General features: G+C 55.6%; 15 protein-coding genes and 2 pseudogenes. 11 read left to right on the top strand and 6 right to left on the bottom strand.

The features are described 5' to 3' along the window. Nucleotides 1–99 precede the first annotated feature (99 nt). From hsdR to ACQ4WM_RS08885, 5 genes are read left to right on the top strand one after another with little or no spacing between them, the layout of a single operon-like run. Nucleotides 100–3606, top strand: a complete 3507-nt coding sequence (hsdR, locus tag ACQ4WM_RS08905) for a type I restriction-modification system endonuclease (protein WP_436546349.1) — start codon at nt 100–102, stop codon at nt 3604–3606. A gap of 30 nt (nt 3607–3636) precedes the next feature. Continuing rightward, the gene (locus tag ACQ4WM_RS08900) at nt 3637–5085 is read left to right on the top strand and encodes a class I SAM-dependent DNA methyltransferase (protein ID WP_436546348.1); all 1449 of its coding nucleotides are present in this window, start codon (nt 3637–3639) and stop codon (nt 5083–5085) included. Further along, nucleotides 5082–6416, top strand: a complete 1335-nt coding sequence (locus tag ACQ4WM_RS08895) for a restriction endonuclease subunit S (RefSeq protein ID WP_436546347.1) — start codon at nt 5082–5084, stop codon at nt 6414–6416. The genes ACQ4WM_RS08900 and ACQ4WM_RS08895 overlap by 4 nt, the downstream gene beginning before the upstream one ends. After that, on the top strand, nt 6413–8089 hold the full coding sequence (locus tag ACQ4WM_RS08890) for an AAA family ATPase (RefSeq protein ID WP_436546346.1): 1677 nt from the start codon (nt 6413–6415) through the stop codon (nt 8087–8089). The genes ACQ4WM_RS08895 and ACQ4WM_RS08890 overlap by 4 nt, the downstream gene beginning before the upstream one ends. Continuing rightward, a complete protein-coding gene (locus tag ACQ4WM_RS08885; RefSeq protein ID WP_436546345.1) occupies nt 8090–9181 on the top strand; it encodes a hypothetical protein in 1092 nt (363 codons plus the stop codon). It begins immediately after the preceding gene. Between the two features lie 52 nt (nt 9182–9233). Here the strand turns inward: ACQ4WM_RS08885 and ACQ4WM_RS08880 are convergent. Continuing rightward, nucleotides 9234–10097 (bottom strand): annotated as a pseudogene (locus tag ACQ4WM_RS08880) (IS3 family transposase); the annotation flags it as partial. Between the two features lie 470 nt (nt 10098–10567). On the opposite strand from ACQ4WM_RS08880, the gene ACQ4WM_RS08875 reads away from it, so the two are divergent. Beyond that, a complete protein-coding gene (locus tag ACQ4WM_RS08875) occupies nt 10568–10831 on the top strand; it encodes a helix-turn-helix domain-containing protein (RefSeq protein ID WP_436546344.1) in 264 nt (87 codons plus the stop codon). A 2-nt stretch (nt 10832–10833) separates the two neighbouring features. Then, nucleotides 10834–12180: a type II toxin-antitoxin system HipA family toxin gene (locus tag ACQ4WM_RS08870; RefSeq protein WP_436546343.1), complete on the top strand. Its 1347-nt coding sequence runs from the start codon at nt 10834–10836 to the stop codon at nt 12178–12180. 112 nt (nt 12181–12292) lie between these two features. On the opposite strand, the gene ACQ4WM_RS08865 is transcribed toward ACQ4WM_RS08870, so the two are convergent. Both ACQ4WM_RS08865 and ACQ4WM_RS08860 read right to left on the bottom strand, forming a co-directional pair. After that, a complete protein-coding gene (locus ACQ4WM_RS08865; RefSeq protein ID WP_436546342.1) occupies nt 12293–12973 on the bottom strand; it encodes a hypothetical protein in 681 nt (226 codons plus the stop codon). A gap of 13 nt (nt 12974–12986) precedes the next feature. Then, a complete protein-coding gene (locus tag ACQ4WM_RS08860) occupies nt 12987–14228 on the bottom strand; it encodes a phage integrase N-terminal domain-containing protein (protein WP_436546341.1) in 1242 nt (413 codons plus the stop codon). Nucleotides 14229–15159: 931 nt separating this feature from the next. Here ACQ4WM_RS08860 and ACQ4WM_RS08855 point away from each other — a divergent pair. From ACQ4WM_RS08855 to ACQ4WM_RS08840, 4 genes and pseudogenes are all read left to right on the top strand, one after another. Continuing rightward, nucleotides 15160–16167: a ParM/StbA family protein gene (locus ACQ4WM_RS08855; protein ID WP_436546340.1), complete on the top strand. Its 1008-nt coding sequence runs from the start codon at nt 15160–15162 to the stop codon at nt 16165–16167. A 14-nt stretch (nt 16168–16181) separates the two neighbouring features. Next, a complete protein-coding gene (locus ACQ4WM_RS08850; RefSeq protein WP_436546339.1) occupies nt 16182–16592 on the top strand; it encodes a hypothetical protein in 411 nt (136 codons plus the stop codon). A 420-nt stretch (nt 16593–17012) separates the two neighbouring features. Next, a complete protein-coding gene (locus tag ACQ4WM_RS08845; protein WP_436546338.1) occupies nt 17013–18881 on the top strand; it encodes a hypothetical protein in 1869 nt (622 codons plus the stop codon). A 145-nt stretch (nt 18882–19026) separates the two neighbouring features. Further along, a pseudogene (locus ACQ4WM_RS08840) lies at nt 19027–20278 on the top strand (IS3 family transposase). Between the two features lie 139 nt (nt 20279–20417). Here ACQ4WM_RS08840 and ACQ4WM_RS08835 read toward each other — a convergent pair. From ACQ4WM_RS08835 to ACQ4WM_RS08825, 3 genes are all read right to left on the bottom strand, one after another. Beyond that, on the bottom strand, nt 20418–21161 hold the full coding sequence (locus ACQ4WM_RS08835) for a hypothetical protein (RefSeq protein ID WP_436546337.1): 744 nt from the start codon (nt 21159–21161) through the stop codon (nt 20418–20420). 192 nt (nt 21162–21353) lie between these two features. Then, nucleotides 21354–21632, bottom strand: coding sequence for a DUF1643 domain-containing protein (locus tag ACQ4WM_RS08830; RefSeq protein WP_436546336.1), 279 nt, complete (start codon nt 21630–21632; stop codon nt 21354–21356). 13 nt (nt 21633–21645) lie between these two features. Further along, entirely contained in the window at nt 21646–21891 is a 246-nt protein-coding gene (locus ACQ4WM_RS08825) for a hypothetical protein (protein WP_436546335.1), read from the bottom strand. Nucleotides 21892–22015: the final 124 nt, after the last annotated feature.

Genomic DNA, 22015 nt, shown 5'->3' with positions numbered 1-22015 from the left:
CAGTTAGAAAATTTTTGGACGATTCGTGATCGTTACGCGACTACTGACGGCAGCTCGCCTTAGAATTTCTGTCGATTGATCTGGGGGAACGCAACAACTATGGAACTAGAACCTCAGGGAAAATCAAGCAACTTCGGTTTCTTGGCTGTGCATAGCCAGTTGCTGGCTGACCTTGGCTCCACGGCAGAGCGACTCTATCCCTTTGATCCTGCCAGTTGCGTTCTTAAGCTACGGCTACTTGCTGAATCGCTAGCGCAAGAAGTTGCCTCTCGCATCGGATTACGCCCGCAACAGTCGACACAAGCTGAGCTACTGCGTGCAGTCGACAGTCGTCTGAGCTTGGATCCCCAAGTGCGACAAATGTTTCATTTCCTGCGGACTCGTGGCAACGAGGCTGCTCACCAAGCAAATCATGGCATAGGCTACCGCGAAGGCCTTGAAGCACTCAAGGTTGCGCGAGAGGTCGCTCTTTGGTTCCACCGTAGCTTCGGATCTGAACCTGATTTCAGGTCAGGCCCTTTCATACTTCCAGATGACCCAAGTCAAAGGTTGGTCGAACTCCAACAGCAAGTATCCAGCCTCACTCAAGATCTGCAGCAGGCTCAAACGGAGCAGGCAGGCAAAGCTGAACTCGCCAAGCTGCTCGCCGCACAGGCGGCACAAGAGCGCGAACTTGCCGCACGCGCCAGCGAAGAGCGTGGCATTTATGAAAGCCTGGCCGAGGAGGCCAGCGCAAGATTTGTCGCGCTGAAAGCGGAGTTTGACGCAAAATTGGAAGCAGCAGCTTCGCAGCCCACAACAACAAGTACTCAAGACGTTCAGCGTTTTGTTCAGCGAGCGGCCCGCGCTGCACAGAAAGTCACGATGGACGAGGCTGGCACGCGCCTGCTGATCGACCAAATGCTACGTGACGCCGACTGGGAGGCTGACACTAATACGCTAACCTACGCAAAGGGCACTCGTCCAGAGCGTCACCGGAACCTAGCTATCGCCGAGTGGCCCACTAAAGGCAAGCAAAATGCCGACTATGTGCTGTTCGCGGGTCTCACGCCAGTTGCCGCAATTGAAGCAAAACGTCTGAATGTTAACGTCGCAGGTAAGATTAGTCAGGCTGAGCGTTACGCGCGCGGCTTCACCCTCGACGCTGAGCACCATGCAGCTTGGCTGGTCCAGGGCTGTCACATCCCATGGATGGATGGTCAAGGTGGCACTTTTCAACTGCCGTTTGCATACTCATGCAATGGCCGACCTTTGATCAAGCAAAGTCCTGAGGCTAGCGGTACTTGGTTCCGCGATCTTCGCTTCACGTCTAATTTATCCAGGCCTCTGCAGGGATTTCACACGCCCGCAGGTCTGTTAGACCAGCTTGGTCGCAGCAGGACCGATGCCGAGGAACGGCTAAAGCAAGAAGGCTTCGCCTATCTGGGCCTGCGCGACTATCAGGAAAAGGCCATCGCTGCCGTCGAACTAGCACTAGCGGGTGGACAGACCAGTTGCCTACTGGCGATGGCGACTGGCACCGGCAAAACTCGTACGATCATCGGCCTTATCTACCGCTTGCTCAAGACTGAACGTTTTCGCAGAATTTTGTTCCTGGTTGATCGCACTGCTCTCGGTGAGCAAGCCATCGATACTTTCAACGACGCTCCGCTGGAGCAAAGCCAGCCGCTGTCCAAGATTTATAACATCGCTGAGCTTGGTGACATGGCCGCTGAAGCTGAAACACGCGTGCAAGTAGCCACCGTACAAGCCATGGTCAAACGCATCTTCGTGAATGACAACGCGCCAGCCGTTGACGCGTTCGACTGCGTGATTGTCGACGAGGCTCACCGTGGCTATACACTGGACCAGGACATGACTGAAGGCGAACTTGCGCTGCGCGACGAAGCTCAGTACCTGTCAACATACCGCCGCGTGCTAGATTACTTTGATGCAGTCAAGGTTGGTCTGACTGCCACACCCGCTCGCCACACCACGGAAATTTTCGGCCGACCGGTGTACACCTATTCGTACAGAGAGGCCGTCGCCGACGACTGGCTTATCGATTACGAGCCCCCAATCCGATACCAAACTTTGCTAAGCCAACATGGGATCCACTTTGACCGGGGGCAGCAGGTGGAGGCAATCAACATGGGCACCGGCGAGATCGAGTCAGCCGAACTTGAAGACGAACTGCATTTCGAGCTTGAGAGCTTCAATAGGAGAGTCATTAACGAAGACTTTAACCGCGTCATCTGCGAACAGCTCGCGCAAGAGCTAGACCCTATGGGAGAAGAGAAAACGTTGATTTTTTGCGCCACTGACGCGCACGCGGACATGGTGAAACGCTTACTGGGTGACGCTTTCAAGGATCTGTATGGCGAGCAATATAATCAAGCCGCTGTCGAGAAAATCACCGGCGCCTCTGATAAGGTGGGGCAACTTATCCGTCGCTACAAAAACGAACGCTTTCCGTCGATCGCAATCACCGTTGACCTGCTAACAACAGGCATTGATGTGCCCCCCATCTGCCATTTAGTATTCATGCGCCGGGTAAGGTCGCGCATCTTGTATGAACAGATGATCGGGCGTGCAACCCGGCGCTGTGATGACATCGGCAAGACCGTCTTCAAAATCTACGACCCTGTTGATTTGTACGCCGCGCTGCAAGCCGTCAACACTATGCAGCCATTGGTGAAGGATCCACACGTCACATTGGACCAGTTACTGGACGAACTAAACAACCCGGCCGCGTACGGCCTGCAGGGCAATGCGCCGGGCCGCAGCCACGCTCACGACGTGCTGGACCAGCTTAACCAGAAACTAATGCGCATACTGCGCGACGCCGCCCACAAGGCGGAGAAACGCCCAGAGCTGAGAGATCGGTTGGACGCACTGGAGCAGCAATGGGGCGTCGCACCACAGAACCTCCACCGCCACCTGCACCAACTGGGCGAAGAAAACGGTCCCCAAGCTGCAGCTGACTTTCTTCGCAATAACACTCGGTTGCTGCTGCAACTCGCCGAGGTGCAGCAGTTGTTGGGGACGGCCTACATGCCAGTCATCTCACAACATGTAGACCAGATACGCGAGCGCACCCAGAGCTGGGGCCAGTACACCAAGCCAGAGGACTACTTAGACAGCTTCAGCCATTTCGTGCGTCTGCAGATCAATCAATCAGCTGCGATCGCCACTGTGGTTAACCGTCCGCGCGATCTTACCCGAGAGCAACTCAAAGAGGTACGCTTGCTGCTCGACGGTGCTGGCTACTCCGAGGCAAACCTCAAGGCTGCCTGGCGCATGCAAAGTAATCAGGACATCGCTGCAGGTGTCATTGCTTATATCCGCCAGGCCGCGCTCGGCGAGGCTCTGCTGCCGTTTGAGCAACGTGTAGCCCGCGCCATGCAGAAGCTGTACGTGCAGCACTCTTGGACAACATTGCAGCGCAGGTGGCTGGAACGTTTGGCAAAACAGCTTACCCACGAAATTATCATTGATCGCAGTTTCGTTAACACCGCATTTGCCAATGATGGTGGCGCCAAGCAGTTGGATAAGCTGCTTAGTGGCCAACTCGAGCAAATAATGAACAACCTGACCGATGGCCTGTGGCCGCAAGCCGCAGCCTGATGGCCAACCAGAACCCAACTTACCTCCTAAATGACTACCCAAGACTTCGTTCAAAAACTCTGGAACCTCTGTGACATCCTTCGAGATGACGGCATCAACTATAGCGACTATGTAACTGAGCTCGTTCTGCTGCTCTTCATCAAGATGGAGCACGAGAATAATGAGAGCGGACTGCTGGAGGCACACAAGCTCCCCGAGTATGCCCGCTGGCCCGAGTTCACCGGCCGTTCCGGACTGAACCTTCTAAATCACTACAAGAGTAGCCTGCTCCAGCTCTCGCAAAGTACTGACCCGCTCATTGCAGCTGTCTACACCGACGCTCAGACCAGCCTCAAGGAGCCTCGCCATCTAGAGCAACTGGTTAAGAGCTTGGACACCATCGACTGGTTTAGTGCTAAGCAGGACGGCCTGGGCGACCTCTATGAGGGACTGCTAGAGAAAAACGCCAACGAGACCAAGAGCGGCGCCGGCCAGTACTTTACCCCGCGTCCACTGATCGATAGCATTGTTCACCTATTGCAACCCCAGCCCGGCGAGACTATTCAGGATCCTGCTGCCGGCACAGCCGGCTTCCTGATCGCGGCCGACGCCTATATCCGCAGCCAAACCGACGATTTCTACGACCTGAACGAAAAGCAGCGCCAGTTCCAGCGCAATAAGGCCTACCTGGGGATGGAGCTAGTCGCCGGTACACGTCGCTTGGCCCTGATGAACTGCTTGCTGCACGGCATGGAGGGCGATGACCAAGGTGTGGTTCACCTGGGCAATACCTTGGGCAGCGCCGGCAGCAGCCTGCCGAGGAGCGACATCATCCTCAGCAACCCGCCCTTTGGCACTGCTAAAGGTGGCGGTGGCCCGACCCGGGACGATCTGACCTTCGCCACCAGTAACAAGCAACTGGCCTTCCTGCAACACATCGTGCGCCACCTCAAAGACGGGGGCCGCGCCGCAGTGGTGCTGCCTGACAACGTGCTGTTTGAAAGCGGCGTGGGTGCCGACATCCGCCGCGATCTGATGGAAAAGTGTCGCCTTCACACCATTTTGCGTCTGCCCACTGGCATTTTTTACGCCCAAGGTGTGAAGACCAATGTCCTGTTCTTCCAGAAGGTAAGCCAGGCGGCCACCAGCAGCACGCGGGAGGTATGGGTCTATGACATGCGCGCCAACGCTCCCAAGTTCGGCAAGCGTACCCCACTGTCCCGTGCTTACTTCGCCGAGTTCGAGGTCTGTTTCGGTGCCGACCCGAACGGCCAGAGTGCGCGGACCGACCAGAACGAAACTGGGCGCTTCCGCCGCTTCACCCGCGACTGGATCGCCAGTGAGAAAGGCGACAGCTTGGACATTGCCTGGCTCAAGGATGAGAGTTCCGAGGATGCTGCCGACCTGCCGGAGCCGGAGATGTTGGCTAGGGAAGCGAGCGAGGAATTGGCTGCGGCGATGGAGGAGCTGAAAGGGCTCTTGGCGGAGTTGGGCGAATGAGCATAATAGAAGATTCCCTGCCTCACTCGTGGATTCGTCTCTCGCTGGGAGACGCGATTAACTACGGCCGCACTTCGAAGGCCGAGCCCAATGAGCTAGCAGACGATACCTGGGTGCTCGAACTGGAAGACATTGAGAAGGATACCGGGCGTGTCCTGCAGCGATTGACCTATTTGCAGCGTCAGTCGAAAAGTACGAAGAACCGTTTTTTTGCGGGCGACGTGCTGTACGGAAAACTGCGCCCCTACCTAAACAAGGTGGTTTATGCCGACAGCTCCGGTGTTTGCACGACAGAGATCGTGCCGATCAGACCGACAGAGGCTGTTGATGGGCGGTATCTGCTTCATTGGCTGCGCCACCCGCAGTTTTTGTCCTACGTCACCGAGGTCAGCCATGGGGTGAATATGCCTCGTCTGGGGACTGATGCCGGCAAAGCTGCACCGTTCGTCCTTGCGCCAAAGCTTGAACAACGTCGCATCGCTGACAAACTTGACGCTGTGCTGGCCCGCGTAGAAGCGGTAACCGATCGCCTCGCCCGCGTCTCTCCGTTGCTCAAACGCTTCCGGCAATCAGTGCTGAAGGCGGCGACGTCGGGGAGTTTGACGAAGGAGTGGCGCATGCAGCAAAGTGGTGTCGCCTGTTGGAAGAACATTTTTTTGGTTGATGAGGCCGAGGATTTTGGCTACGGATCTGCAGCCAAATCTAGTAAGGCTGGTGACGTACCGGTGCTTCGTATGGGCAACATTCAGTCCGGCGAACTTGATTGGAAAGATTTAGTCTTCACTAGCGACCAAAACGAAATTGCGAAGTATGAGCTCCATGAGGGGGATGTACTCTTCAATAGAACGAATAGCCCCGAACTGGTAGGCAAGTCGGCGATCTTTAGAGGTGAGCGGAAGGCAATTTTTGCAGGCTACCTAATCCGCGTGCGATGCAGTGAACAGTTATTGCCAGACTTCCTGAACTACAATCTGTGCAGTCCTGCAGGGCGCGAGTACTGCAGACGAGTGAAATCGGACGGAGTTAGTCAGTCGAACATCAACGCCTCGAAGCTGCGCGCATTTGAATTCAAATTGCCAGGGATCGTTGAGCAAATCGAAATCGTCCGCCGAGTCGAACTCCTCTTCGCTTTCGCCGACCGTCTGGAAGACCGTCTGAAAGTCGCGCAAACCGCAACCGCTCGCCTGACGCCCTCGCTGCTGGCTAAGGCTTTCCGCGGCGAGTTGGTGCCGCAAGACCCGAGCGATGAACCTGCGAGTGAGTTACTCCGACGCCTTCAGGCAAATACTACTTCAGGCGTATCCAAGCGAGGTAGAAGGACGGCCGAATGAGGCTGCTATCGATCGGAATCATCGGTGAGTACAAGGGCCTGAAAAACCAAGTTTTTGACTTTTCTGCAGCAGGCGGCGACGTAGCGGTGCTAATCGGTGCAAACGGCTCAGGTAAGTCGCAGGTGATGGAGCTCATCGCAGAGGTCTTTTCCTTCTTGGAACGCAAGCAACGCTCAGACTTTCGCGTAAGGGAACCGCTGGGGTACGATTTTCGTGTCGATTACGAACTGTCGTCTTCACTTTTTGAAGGACGCCGTCGCTATGTGATTGACTCCCGCAGTGAGGGTCGAGTTGATGTGTACGAACCAATGCAAAACCCAGTCGTTGAGATCACGCCTGGAGCGCCCATACAGTGGAGCCAAGTCTATAGCACAGATAAATTAGACGACGTGCTGCTGCCCATACTCGTCGGTTACGCATCGGGTCTCTCTGAAAATCTACAACGCCCTTTTATGAGGAACGCCTTACAGTTTCATGACGTGATCCGAGTTCGCTCTAGACTTAAGGAAGAGCTTACCAAACCTGATGTGGATGAGCCTAAAACCTTTGAGATCAACAGGAGATTTCTGGCTCGTCACCGAGGCATCTTCTATGCAGAAAAAGACTCAAACGGTCCAGAGCTCTTCCGCCTGCGGGAGGCTGACACCGTCGCACCAAGAAGTCTCTTCCTCGACTACGACTGTGCTGCCTTACTAATCGCAGTATTGGGCATGCTGCCAACGGAAGATCGAGACGAGGTCTGGCGAGAAATTCCTTTCCGCCATCCAGCTCGCGCCGTTATCCGATTTGATCTGCGGAACCACGCTACCGCAGGCGACAACGCCAGAGACATTCAAAGGCTGATCGAGCTAGCGGGCGACGACAGGCTGACACCTCTGTCGGCAAGAACATCAGAGGAACAATACGAATTGTTCCAGTTGGACTACCTGGCTGGCGATATTGAGCTGGATTTCACTGACCAACATATTGTAAGGCGTCTCGCCGGCAGCGAGCGTAGCCCAACTGAATGGTTCTCAGCGCTCTACAAGCTCCAGCTGTTGGGTGTAGGAAGCTGGCCGGGCGACGTGAAGCGATCGCTCCGGCGCGACGGATTCCAGGGTCACGTGACGAAACCTCTGAAGGGTAAGCTTCCGCTATCGGTACAAGAACTCTGGATGTCCGACGGACAGGGCTATGTGACGCTTGACGATCTAAGCGACGGAGAGGTGCAACTGCTGCTCACGCTCGGCGCGGTCAGACTATTCAGTAGTGACGAGACACTGTTCTTGTACGATGAGCCGGAAACCCATCTCAATCCTAACTGGCGAGCCCACTTTCACCTAGACTTCGAACGGGCCAATCAAGCCAACGGTTCTGCCCAGGCTTTGGTCTCATCGCACTCCCCATTCCTGGTTTCGTCACTGCCGCGCCAAGCTATATTCCAATTCGATAAGGCCGACGGAGTGACATCGATGAATACACCGGCCAGCGAGACCTTTGGCGCTTCATTCGATGTGCTGATCAAAAAGCACTTCCATCTGAAAGCGACGATCTCTGAGACGGCCATCCAGGAGATACGAGAGAAACTAGCGGATCAAAGCATGAGCAATGAGGCCAAGCTTAGGTGGTTGGAAACGTCCGTGGGAGACTCGATAGAGCGCTCTTACCTCATCAATAAGCTAAAGGCCGAGTAAATGCTGTTTGCAATCAAGCCAGGCTTGGAGCAATCCAAGGTATTCCACGGACTCAACCAATTCCTGAAGGAGGTCGTGTTAGCCGCGCTCGAAGATCGAGAGATGCACCAGAACGCTTTGCCAAACGGCTTACTTGCCGCAGCAACTGGCAACCCGCCGACTCAGGATGCTGCCACCACCCTATGTGCGGCATTAGTCGTGCTGAGTCAAGGAGAAAAAGATGCGCTCAGAAATGTGCTACTACTGAATACAGAACCATGCGACTTCTTGACCGATCGTGCTTTGGCCCTGCCCGCTGTACCAGACTCAGTCTTTGCCCCGTTAAAGGCACTCGCAGTTCATCTGTACCAAGCTACCAGCAAGCTCACTGGTGTCAAGGCGGCGTGCGGCGAGAGTATTGACGATCACTACGCGCGTTTCCGCGCAAGGGCCGCACCGGGCAATGGCAACGTGTGCTGCGTGTGTGGTACCGAGTCCTTGGCTCAATTGCAAACTGGAGTGGATGATAACGAACAGTGGCGTGGCCCGTACGACCATTTACTGGCAAAAGATAACTACCCAATATACGGAGTTCATCCGAAGAACTTGGTGCCGATATGCCAGACTTGCAACTCGAAAGCCAAGCTTGCTAAAGACCTTTTGCTCCAAGACGGCAACAGGCGTCTCAGCTTCTCTCCTTGGACCGAGCGCGCCCTACCAAGCGAGGTACGGGTTTCAATTGATGATACGGATGCACTGTTTCCGCAAGTGGTTATTCACCTCGCAAGTAATGACCCGGATCGGAATGAGAAGCTAAGGACTTGGGATGATATCTACAAGATCAAGGCTCGCGTAGAAGGCGAGTTCTCGAATCTGCGCGAGAAAGTGACAGAAGACGTTTCTGCATCAGATGAGGCTCTGTTCTTGGGCAGCCTTGAGGAGCGCGCGATCGCCAAGGCTGTAGCCAGTCGAAGCACTCCCTTCAGCTATTGGCGCGCGCGCGTGTATCGAGCGGTGCGGGATATGCCCCCTAATAGTCGAGAAGCCCTTAGAACGGCAATCTTAGAATCGGTACCTGATGCAGCGGAATTGAACGAACTCTTTTTTGGCTAAAGCTAAGTGAGGGAGCAGCCTCTAAAATCTAGGCCCATCGCAAGTGTGGTGGTCAAGTAATTTCGGACACAACGATAGGTTCACGTGCTGCCATTTGCCGTTCGTAGACGGTGGGCGGCAGATTGCCCAATGCTGAATTGATACGCTTACAGTTGTAGAAACCGACGATGTAATCGGTAATATCGGCTTTTGCTTCGGCATGGTTGGCATACTGTCGTTGCCAGACACGTTCCATTTTCAAGTTCAGGAAGAAGCGTTCTGCGACGGCGTTATCCCAACAATTTCCCTTACGGCTCATACTGCAAACGAAGCCGTGCCGCTCAAGCATAGCCTGGTACAGCGCGCTGGCATATTGACTGCCGCGATCAGAATGGACGATCAATCCTGCGGCTGGCTGCCGCTGTCCGATCGCCATGCTCAAGGCATCGCAGACCAGCTGGGCGGGCATGCTCGGCGCCATGGCCCAGCCGACCACTTTGCGTGCATACAGATCGAGGACTGTGGCCAGGTACAGCCATCCAGCGCCGGTCCGAATGTAAGTGATGTCGCTGACGTAAGCGAGATTCGGCGCGGCCGGATTGAACTGTCGGTTCAACACATTGGCGGCCACCGGCAAGCCGTGCTTGCTGTCTGTCGTGTGCACGAATTTACGCTTCCAGACAGGCTTCAAGGCTGCCTGGCGCATCAGCCGGCGCACTTTGAAGCGCCCGATACGCACGCCCGCGTTCGCCATCGCGGTGACCAGTCGGCGGCTTCCGTAGCTCTGATGGCTGGCCATGAAGGCCGCTTTCAGATGAATGCTTGCTTTACAGGCCGCCGGCTTGGCGGCACGGTGCTGTGCCGTGTAAAAACCCGACCTGCTGACGGCCAGCAGATCGCAGCTCTGCTGCACAGGAAAGGCCTCCTTTTGCAGCTGACGCGCTTTCTATTTGTTACTTTATTTCCATCCGTTAGTGAAAATGCTCCTCACAATTGTGTGTCGGGTTTTCGACTTCCTCTCGGTCATCATGCTGATCGCGATATTCTTCAACGACTCTTGGCCGGACATTCTCGCGATTACTGCACTATTCTTTGTGGTATCGATCAGCGCCGCGATTCTTCAGGCAAAGTACACCAGGCTTCTGCTGAAACTCCAACCGGACGAGACTAAATACACTTTCTACGACTGATTGAACAGCCAAGGTCGACCGTCGCGTGACAGTCGGCCTTGGTGCCTCGCATACCTCGGTGAAACGCGAGGGAATCTGCAGCATCTTCTAGCCGACTGTTCGTCATCTCTTACCTACCTCACCTGTTCCCATCCATCTACTACATCCGTTATTCAGATATCTTGACTTTATCTGTAATTCAGATAATATTGACATATCTGAATAACGGATACAACACATGTCCTTCTCGCCCACTACCCACCGCCTCCTCACAGCGTCGCAGCTCGGCCAGTTACTCGCATCGACCCGCAAACGGCACAAGATCACCCAGGCGACTGTAGGCACGCGTGTCGGCCTTAGCCAGAATCGCATCTCCTACCTGGAGAGCCATGCTGACGAAATCAGCGTCAAGCAGTTACTCAGCTGGTGCTCCGCACTCGAGCTGGAGCTGCAGTTGGGCGAGCGCGATACGTCCGCCGCAAGCAATTCGGCCGAGTGGTAGTCATGGGGCGCCGCTCACACAGCCAGACGCTCCATCTTTGGGCAAATGGCGACTATGTAGGACGCTGGACGGTCAAAGCCAACGGCGACTCCGAACTCCAGTACGATGCGTCCTGGCAAAGCTCAAGGCTCGGGCGCCCGATCTCGCTGTCGCTGCCGTTCAATCTGCGCAATGAGCCGCTCAAGGGTACCAGTGTGGCAAACTACTTTGAAGGCTTGCTGCCGGACAGTGACATCATTCGCAAACGCGTTGCGACCCGCTTCCAGACAGGCTCTCTCGAACCGTTCGACCTACTCGCGGCTATCGGCCGGGACTGCGTCGGCGCCTTGCAACTGCTGCCAGAAGGCGGCGAGCCGGAAGGACTGGCGCAGGTTGACGGCATCGTCCTTGACGAGGAGGACATCGAGCGGCACTTGCTCGAAGTGGTCAGCTCGGAGCGACACGGCGCCACCGATGATGCAGACGATGATTTCCGCATTTCGCTCGCTGGCGCGCAAGAGAAGGACGCCTTCTTGTGGTGGAATGGGAAATGGATGAAGCCGCGCGGCGCTACGCCAACAACGCACATCTTCAAGCTCCCGATCGGGATGGTAGGCGGGAAAAAAGCCGACTTCACCACGTCGGTCGATAACGAGTGGCTATGCCTGCGGCTGTTCAAGGAGTACGGGCTGCCCACGGCAAATGCCGAGATTGCGACGTTCGGCGCGCAACGGGTGCTCGTCGTCGAGCGTTTTGACCGCGTGCGATCACCCAATGGCAAGCATCTCTTCCGGCTGATTCAGGAGGATTTTTGCCAGGCGACGGGAACATCACCGCTGCTGAAATACGAAAATGACGGTGGGCCGGGGTTAAAACAGATGTTTACCCTGCTGCAGCAATCGCAGCAGAGCGCTGCCGACATGCACACGCTGATGGCCTCGCAACTTCTGTTCTGGATGCTGCGCGCCCCAGATGGCCACGCCAAGAACTTCAGTATCCAGCTACTCGCGGGCGCCGGCCGGTTCACGCTGACGCCCATCTATGACGTGATGTCCGGCTATCCTGTGATCGGCCCAGGACCCAACCAGTGGGCCGAACGCAAGCTCAAGATGGCGATGGCGCTACTGGGAAGCAACCGGCACTACTTCGCGCATGGCATACAGCGGCGACACTTCAATAGTACTGCAAAAGCGGTCGGCTATGGCGCGGACGCCGAACCGCTCCTGCTCGATTTCATTGCCCGCACACCTGCCATCGTGGAAAAGGTCCGCAGCGAACTGCCTGTGGGTTTTTCGGAAAAGGTGGCAGACAAAATTCTGGGCGGCCTGCTTGATACCGCAGCCGCCCTTGAACGGATGCCGCCAACCTGACCAGTGCCTCGCGGATGGCACGGCTGCAACGGGCACTAACACGAAAATGGCCAGTATTTTAACCCCGGTTAAACATGAGGAAAATCAGCAGCATCTCTGGCCAGCTATTCTGTTATTCCTCTTCTAAAAACGCATCAACCTCGAACTGCAGCTCAGCAGGATCAATGCACAGCTGGCACCGATCGTGTTCGACAAGGAGTTCATGAAACGACCCATCCGGGGACTGTGCGACAGCTGCCTTGATCTTCTCTTGAACAATCCGTGTTGCCTCGCCAAGCAGGTCATGCCAGATGAGTGGAAGGAACACATTGGCAAGCCAGGACCTGAGCGTTTCTCCACCACCCTCTTCACTTTGAAAAGAAATGACTGACCAGCTCTCATCTCCCTCATCACAGTCGAACTCAGGATAATAGAGGGGATGGTTGCGGTACAGCCACATGAGAAGGTCTTCCAACTGCGCACTTTGCGGGAACGCCAGCAGGAGCTCCATTGGCATGAACTCAAAACGAAAAATCGCCGGACTCTTGTCATCATCGGGATCACTCGGATTTGCCACCTCACTTAACGTTCCCCAAGAAAAAACATACCCCTGTTTATCCAGGTATTCGTCGAGCATGCTAAGGCCCCATCCATCTTTGGAAAGGCTACACACGTCTTCAGCAGTAAGAAATGAATACTTGCCATGGACAAGCTCCCGTATAAGCTTTGCTGGCATCCCAAGCTGTACAGGACACGCGCTGATCAACAAATTCCTCGCCGCTTCATTCACTTCCATATCGCGATTGGTATTCACTCTACTTCTCCTATTAACACAACAAAAAATCGTTCAACATCGCTTCAGCGCTGGTGCGCAACGCCAGAGGAGTCTCCAGTCCAGGAGACATCCATTCCACCCCGTGACGCCGGGCATGCTTCGCAAACAACATATGCGCCTGGTCTGCAGTCAAAGCCAGGCCTGTGCAAGCCATCATTTCCTGAATAAACCGACAATCCTCCAACCGATCGGCTGGGACTTCGGGAAGTGCAACAGCGTCAAGAATTCGAAGTGCTTTCTGAATCGTCACGATCCCTTGATCGCTGTCCGGAAAAGGTGCCGAAGACGGCTCGAAGGAACCGATATACGCACTCGTCACAGACACCCTGTTGTGTCCCAATGCTTGCGCCACCTTCGCCTTCACGACACCGCTATCGGCGGCATCCAGCTGCCCTGACCTGCCACCCATCGTGGGTGGGATCATCCCTAGCAGCAGCGCATGGTTCTCGGCAAATTGCGCGCGCAATCCATGTCCTGTTATGCCGGCATCGGCTTTGGTAAAGCCGAACGACGTCATCAAATTCTCGTAGCGGCGAATGTTCTGCTCCAGACTGGCTATTTGGCCCGACCGGGAATACTCCCAACCAAGCGCTTTGTTTTTCGACACGCGTGCTTTGACGTAGTCGAGCAAATCACGCTGCGCGTGTGACGCGATGGGAATATTTCGCCAACGACCGCCTTTGCCCATCCCCGGAAAAACCTGCAGGTAATGGCCGTAATCCTGAACGTGTGGATTGCATTTCAGGACCTCTTCGCGCCGCAGTCCAAAGCCCAACTCGAGACGTAACATCAGACCGAGGCACGGGTCGCGCTCGTCAACCATGCGGAAAGTCTCGATCAGATCAATGCCATGTCCGGACCAGGACTTCGTGATTCGTGCGGCCGAACGCACTTTCAACAATTCAGGATCTACATCCGGCAGATATTTCTGGACGGCGCCGACCATGCCTGGCTTGCCGAGCATTGCGCAGAAAACGCGTAATCGAGACAGGTCGTTCTGGATGGTCTTCGCTTTCTTTCGCTGGCAATACCACCAGTGCTTGACGAGCACTTCGATGTGCCGTTCGCCGAGGTTCTTCGGATCCTGAATCTTGTAGCCGAGTTCATGCAGCCGCCGGATCGATGCATATAAAACGTCTTTCGTCAGTGTCTGCGTGCGTTCGGACGCCACCTTGCCATTGACTCTGCGTGTGCCTGCCAGCTTCATGATGTCGTTCACTTTTTGCTGCCACATACGTCCTCCAAAAAAACCATCGATACCTCTTATCAGCAGACGCGGAAGCGCGGCAGATCAAACAGGCAGGCGGGGGTAAGGCTCCCGTCTTAAATAAACCGGTTTCACATCAGTGGGCCTTACTGCCAACCACCGATGCGCCGAGCCCTTGCGGTACTCGGTATCTCTTCCTGGAAAGAGAATTGAACATTGAGCAGTTTCTCGCTACGCACTCCCGGAACAGGTCCGGGCTTTGAGGGTGCGCGCCTCCAGTTACGGGAAAACCAGTGAGAGCTGGCGTGACGTTCTCAGGCGCCGTGCTTGACGCACATGCGGCCTGAGGGGTGACTAGCCCGATCACGATGTTTGCAGTTGAAGTGTTGGAGGGTGGTGCTCTTCGGAGCGAAGAAGGGATGGAGATATGGCTGTAGCGTGGCCGTCTGCGCTAACCACTCAAGCAGAAACGTCGATCTGTGATCGGGTTTTCCCTGCCATTGCGCTGGAAAGCAGATAACGACATATTTTGGGGATCACTCTGTACCTGCCTGTAGAGCCTTGCAGACAAGACTAGGCCAAGTAAGAACTGGATTTTTTGATGGTGATGAATGCTCGCGATCCGATGAAAGCGAGCGATGCCAAACGCCTGGCGTTGCGAAAAGCTGTTCTCTCTCTGGACAGAACAACTTGAAATTGCGGGGAACAAAAATGCCGAATGCCGACGCTGCGTAAGTTATACAAACGTAGCTAGCGTGTCAAGACACATTTTTTGCTGCGGCGCTTGTCTGGATTTCCGCACCTGGTGATAGCTAATGACGGCGCATTTTCGAACCTCGATATTCGACACGGACGGCTTCCCGGTTCCTGTCGCGGCTCATGGTCACGATGGAAACCTGACTTGCGCATGCCGGCTTGCGCTTTACATTAAATCTTTCACTGACACTTGGAGTTCTAAATGGAAAACATTTCAATCGCAATCGATGGCGGCCACTCAATGTTCAAAATTCGCGCAGCCTCGCTGGCTTCGCCAGACGCGCGTCATTCGTTCCAGATTCCCACTGTGGTGATCCCGGCGATCACGCTGACGAACGAGCAGACGCGACAAAAAGCTGAGCTCGAGACTGTCGAGGTGGATGGGCGCAGGTACTTCTTCGGCGATACGGCGTTGCGGCAAGGCCGCTCGGAAGTGTACACGGGACAAAACGCGGATTGGATCGAGAGTCCCCAGCACGATGCACTGGTGCTGGGTGCATGGCGCAAAGCCATGCAGGCGTTTGGCAATCCGTCAGCAAGGGTGCATCTGGTGATGGGCTTGCCAGCCAAGTTCGTCGGGCCGCAGCGCGACACGCTCCGTAACCGCATCATGGCTTTGCTGACCCCACGCCTTCTGCCAGGCCAGACGCTCAGGGTGATGGTGCAGAGCCAGGCTGATGCACCGCTGCAGTGGCTCTCGATCCAGAATAACGGTCGTCTCCACCCGCAGCGAGATCTCGACAGCGAGGCCTGGGGCGTCATCGAAATCGGCCACTACACAACCGACTTCGCGCTGTGCGATCGCGGCTCCATGATGGAATACGCGGCCATATCGTGCGCAGGCATGCATCTAGTCTACGACGGCATGTCCAGCGCACTGGCGCAGGCCAAGCTGCCAACATCACTGGACGTGGTCGATGCGGCAGTACGCAGCGGAAGCATCAAGCACTTCGGGCAGCGCGTCGACGTCTCTCGCTTGCTCAATCAGGCGAAAGCAGGCTTCGAAGCCGTCGTCATGGATGAAGCCAACCGCGTATTTGGCCAAAAAGCGGCCGTATTGGACGGCATCATCATTGGTGGTGGAGGCGCTGAAATGCTTCTTGATGGACTCAAACAACGATATCCCAATGCTGTCACCAGCGACGAGCCGCGGATGATGGTCGCGGAAGGCTTCTGCCGTCTGGGCCTGCTGTCACTGCTGCAGTCCTGATCCAGGGATCTGCCATGTCGACACCAATGGATAAGCCACCGAAAATCGGTACCGAGATCACCGTTCGCATCAGCCTGACTTTTCAGGAGGCGCCGGACGTCCACACGCTGCTGGCGATGACGCCAGTGCGCGAACGGGGCAAGCTTGTGCGCCTGGCATTGGAGCGATACATCGCCGAAATCGGTCATCCAGCAGGTGACGTCGAACAGCAGATCCATGCCATCTCGACATGGCTGAGATCCCGAAGTGGGCGGGAAGAACAGACGGTGGCTACCGTACTCAGTTCGGAAGCGGCTAGCCTGGTCGCGGCTGTGAGCGCAACCCACGTTCGCGAAACGGCAAAGCCTGTGCCAGCACCAGGTGAACTGGCTCAGAAAGAGACATCCAGTTCGTCCTCACCCATTGCGAGATGGCTTCAAACTTAGGTGGACAATCGGATGATCGATTGAATCCGCAGGCTAAATAAGCTCAGAAAGGAAAGTCTGAAAGGCTGAAAGGCACCCGAAATGGGCATCGACGAACGGGTTTGGACCGCTGGAGGCAGAACCGCGAGAAAATGCTTTTCTGTTACGGTCACATAATTACACTTCAAGCTCCATCCACGTCAAAAAGCATTTAATGAACCAAAAACAAGCTGATCATAACGCTAACCAGCATAACCCGAGCAACATCACTCACAAGCAGGTGAATGACAATCGTTCGAATCAGGGAAATCCCACAAGCCCGGTGCATGACAAAGGCAGAGCCATTCAGCAACCGGCCGTGAAACGCAAATAAAATAGAAGGCAATATCTTGGGGCGCGCAGCATCAATTTGCGGGCCCCGCTTCCAAAATGGAGTGTGCAATGGCAAGAAAAAAGGCTAATGACGGAGTTTTGGCAACGATCGAGCGACTGACAGGCAAAGTGCCTTGCCCTATGTATTTACGGAGTGCGCTGAACAAGTATTTGTACCAGGAACAGCTATTTGAAGGCGCGACTGCGGAGAATACACATGGTCGCCGTAAACAGCTGGGACAGCTACGTGGCCCAGATACTGACAACCTCGTGCGTAACCTGCTGGACCTCGATGCGCTCTTCAGCGGTGAGACAACCACGGTGATAGACGTCGTCACTGGTGCAATAGATGCGAATATCTTGAACGAACGGCTGAATGATGTCGAGCAAAGCATGCAGCAACGCCTCGATATCTACCGCTACTGGCTGGATCGTATCTCGTCAGCGCGCTCCGTTCTTGCTGACCCTCATTTGAATTTAAAGGTAGACAGGCTGGATGAGAGGTTGTTGGCCGCCAGGAATACTGAGATACCGGCTATTGCTCCCTTTGCGCTGCATGCACTGCAAGTGCAGGAGGCAAGTGAAGCGAAGGCGCGGACAGGCTTGCCAAGCGCAGCTGAGTTTGTATCAAGGGCGGATGCTTATCTCGCGCTGGACGACTTGGCGAATGCGGATAGAAATGCCTGCTCAGCTATCGAGCAAGACGCAGCTTGCGCACGAGGCTGGTTTATCCGCGTCGCAATCGCGCTCCGACGCCGTCAATCGGCAATGCGAACATTCCATCGGAAGAGGATGGAGGCGCAGGAATTTGCGGAACCATTCTCGGGGCATGAACGATGGGCAAATGAACAAGCCGACGAGTCAGCTAACGATGCCTGGGAGCACCAACAGTCTCTGGATGCGATACTGCCGCAAGCCATTTTGCATTGGCCTCAAAATGCAGGGCGACGTGAATACGGCGATTTATGGAAGCAGGTTCGCAACGTATTCGTCGGAAGAATGTTCTCGATTGCCGTGCACAGTGTCCAACGAGCTGGCTCACGGGAGCAGTGGGCGCATCTGAACGGCCTGGCGCTAGAATGGGAACTCGAGCACCGAAAGCAGCCATATGCGTCGAGCAGCGGATTGACTGGAAGCTCATCCTTCAGCGCAGAGGAAACGCGAGCCATCACTAAACTGCTGGCTGTCTACGATGATAAGCCTCAGCAGTTTTTTGACATCATTGAGGGTAGCAGAATCTCTACTGACTTCCAGCTTTACCACCTGCGCTTCGCGCTACGCATGGAAGGTTGCGACGCGCACTGGGCCAAGCTGCAGGCCGCAGTTGCGACAAGCACGCTTGCCTCGCAGGCCGATAACCTGATGCGAGATCCTACTGTAGCGAAACTATGGCAGGCGCATTACTGCCGCCACAGTCACCCAGCTGCTCTGGTGCAGTCTTACGCGAAATGGCTAAAGGAAACCCAAGCTCAAAGCAACGGACACCTTCGTCACTCTGTCCTGCGGCAATATGCCTACCTATTTCACCATCAATTCGTGCGGCGGCAATTCGGCCTATGCGGGGAGGTGGCCGCTGAGGCACTCGCACTTTTTGAAGGAGCTACAGCGCTGACCGGCTGGTTCGGGTGGCAGCCGCATCCTTACGACGATTCCATCAGCATGCCGCTCCATCAATGCCGTTACTGGGAGTATCTTGCAGCAGTCGCGGCCGTCGAGCAACGCAGGAAGAGCGAGCCCCTGTCAGCAAAAGCGCAAGCGATCCTCGATGACGAAAGCCGCTGGAGAGAGGCCTTTTCAGAACAAGCCAAATGCTTTTGGACGGCATCAATGGAGTACGAGGAGGGCTGTGGCGAAGACTGGCCCGAGCCGCCTTATGGAATCGACCTGCGCGAACGGGAAAATTGGGCGAAAGAGGCACAACTTTTACCATACAAATGAACGGAAGGAGCCGACTTAGACACTTCATGGTCAGGTGAGTAGCGTATATTTTGACTGTATACAGTCGTGCCACCATGAGATAGCCCCCTGATTCCCCGGACACAGCCTATGCGTTATTCTTACGGATAGGAATAGGACTGTGCATATGACTAGGAACAAGCAAACAATCGAAGTGGTGACAGTGAGCGAGGAGCGTCGCAGGCGCTGGTCAGCCGAGGAAAAGGCGGCACTGGTGCGCGAGACGTACGAGCCAGGCATGAACGTGTCGCTGGTCGCGCGCAAGCACGGCGTGGGCGCCAGTCAGTTATTCAACTGGCGTAAGCTTGAGCGCGAAGGTGCGCTGACGGCGGTCACGGCCGGCGAGTCGGTCGTGCCGGCGAGCGAACTGGCCGCCGCACGGGCCCAGATCGCTCAACTGCAGCGCATGCTCGGCAAGAAGACGATGGAGGCGGAGATTCTCAAGGAGGCAGTTGAGTTCGCTCGCGAAAAAAAGTGGATTGCGCGCTCGCCCTTGTCAGGCAAGGACGACCAGTGAAGCCGGTTTGTTCTGCCCTTGGCGTAGCGCGCTCACACGTTTCACAAATAATGGTTCGGCCCGCCAGCTGGGTCGATGGCCGCACCGTACAGACGTTTCACCAACCTGCTGACGCGATCCTGGTCGACGCAGTGCGCGCCGAGATCACCGCACTGCCGACGTATGGCTATCGTCGTGCAGGCGCTTTGGTCAACCGTACACGCGCTTTGATGGGGCTGCAAACGATCAACCATAAGCGCTTTTATCGGGTCATGAAAGAGAACCGTCTGCTGCTGCCAAAAGCGCCCAAACGCCCTCTCAGTAGCCGCGTGCATGACGGTGTGGTGTCGGTGGCCGAATCGAACCAACGCTGGTGCTCCGACGGCTTTGAGATCGCTTGCGACAACGGCGAAGTGGTGACTGGCGTCTTCATGAAAGACTGTTGTGATCGTGAGATCATCGCGTGGCGGGCCTGGGGCGAACGTGGCCTGCCTGGCGAGCCGGTGCGCGACATGTTGGTGGAGGCGGTGGAGGCCAGATTTGGGCAGGCCAGCGTGGGATCGGCCAAGCTGGAATTTTTGAGCGACAACGGCGGTGCCTATCGAGCTCATGAAACGCATGCGCTGGCTCGCGCGTTGGGTATCGAGCCGGTGCACACGCCCGTGTGCAGCCCGCAATCGAACGGCATGGCTGAGAGCTTTGTGAACACGTTTAAACGGGACTAATGATGGACCGCAGCACTGCCGAGGCAGTGCTGGCTCAACTGCCAGACGCTTTTACGCATTTCAATGAGGTGCATCCTCACTCGTCGTTGAACTTGAAATCACCTCGCATGTACAGGAGGGAGCTGGCACGCCGGGCTCAGGAAAGCGGCGTTAATTAAGCGCTAGGCTGTGTCCGGTTATACGGGGGCAAGATCAACCATTCATCTCGCTGCCGCGAGCCTTCCGAATGTTAACTTCTGATAGACGAATAGGAAAACCTTCGCTCCACAAATATGTGGCGTTGGTCAACTCATATCGCTAGTCCGCAAAACGGCGTTTCCCACGTACAGCCAACTTCAGATCGCATAGACACTGCAATGCCACGTCTCGGGGAACCCCTGCAGTTTCAAGTTGAATTGCAAACATGGCGGGCGAGATCGTTGGTTGCCGAACTGTTTCTACGATGGCCCTATATAACACGTCAACGTGCACAGGCCGACTCAGAACTACTCTCACGTTATCCAGCAATGCGCCGCTGGACTTCCACCAACTGGAGCTCCAAATATACCGATACTGGCCTGAAGTGAAATCAGGATCAACATCAAAATTGTAGCCACCATATACAACATCATTACTCGATTCCGACTGGTCGATAAATTCTGTCAACGGCACCGCATGTCTTTGAAGAGCAGCAATCCTGTCACGTTCCCCCTGCTGCCGCTCAGCTTCCCGGATAGCAGCAACTCGCTCAAATTCGATGCGTTCGTTTTCAAGCTGCTCGATGAATCGAGCTGTGTTCTCCACTAATATAGCTCGTTCGTCGTCTGTGAGTGGTCTAGCGCCGGTGCCGCCGTAATATGGAACGGCTACACTCGTGCCCATCCCACCATAGAGCTTTGCAAAACATTGGGATCCCAAAACCTGGAATTTCCCATCTACAAGGACAACGTGTATACGCTTGAAAACTGAATGACCGCATCCGTCTGCCTGGCACCTTATCCTATTGGCTTGCGAAACTTCCACGACACTCAACAAATAGGCTGTTGATTCAAGCACGGCCATGTCATTTCCCTTCAAAACGTCACCGGCGCGAGGTCGCCCGGGTGGTACCGCGGGTGGCCAGGATATCCAGCCTGGGTTTTGCGCAGGCAGCGTAAATTCGGCACCACGGCCAAACCACTTGGTCGCGTCCAAGGTGAGTGTCGAGCAGCGACCACCACGCCGGCTCCGTGTGCAAGACCGACAAAGTGCTTGTCATTTATCCGGTCCGAACGGATCGGTTGCTGCCAACATGCCGGCAGATCTGGTCGCACGGAACGCAAACAGATTGGCCATGCATAGAGCACCATGCCCCAAAGCTTTTGCGAACAACATGCAGCGCCGAATTGTTGGGCCGCCCTTACCGGCGCTGGCGCCAGCCGTGCGCTCGACTTCCCACATCGCCTCGCCGCGATACGGCGTGGTCGGTGCAATGGTGCGAACCTGGTTACCGGATTTCGTAAAAAAGTAGGTTTTGCCTGCTTCGATGGCCATGGTGCGTTTTCCTTCAAGCGTTCAACATGCGTGCAGCCTGGCGGCGAATGCGGCGGGCTACGCGCTTCAGGCTCTGGCCAACCATGCGCCAGTCGGCATACCACCAGGTGATGACGCGGGCGACCGTCGCGGTGTCCGGCGCAGCGATCATGGCGCCCAACTCGGTGCTCACATCGGCCCACCACCGCGCGCCCTGTTCCTCGCCCATGATCGGATCAACGGCACGCTGATAGATCTCAATTGCCTGATCCTGTTGCATGATCTTTTCCTTGACTACTGCACAGTCTTCGTGGATTCCGTTGGGGTCAGGGTGATATGCCCCATCTCTATCAACTTAACGATTCCGCCAGCCAGCTCACCAAAAGCGGTTTGCCCAAAACGGA

Source organism: Janthinobacterium longum, assembly GCF_051380735.1.
Lineage (GTDB): Bacteria > Pseudomonadota > Gammaproteobacteria > Burkholderiales > Burkholderiaceae_D > Janthinobacterium.
This window is presented reverse-complemented; position numbering and strand designations above follow the sequence as displayed.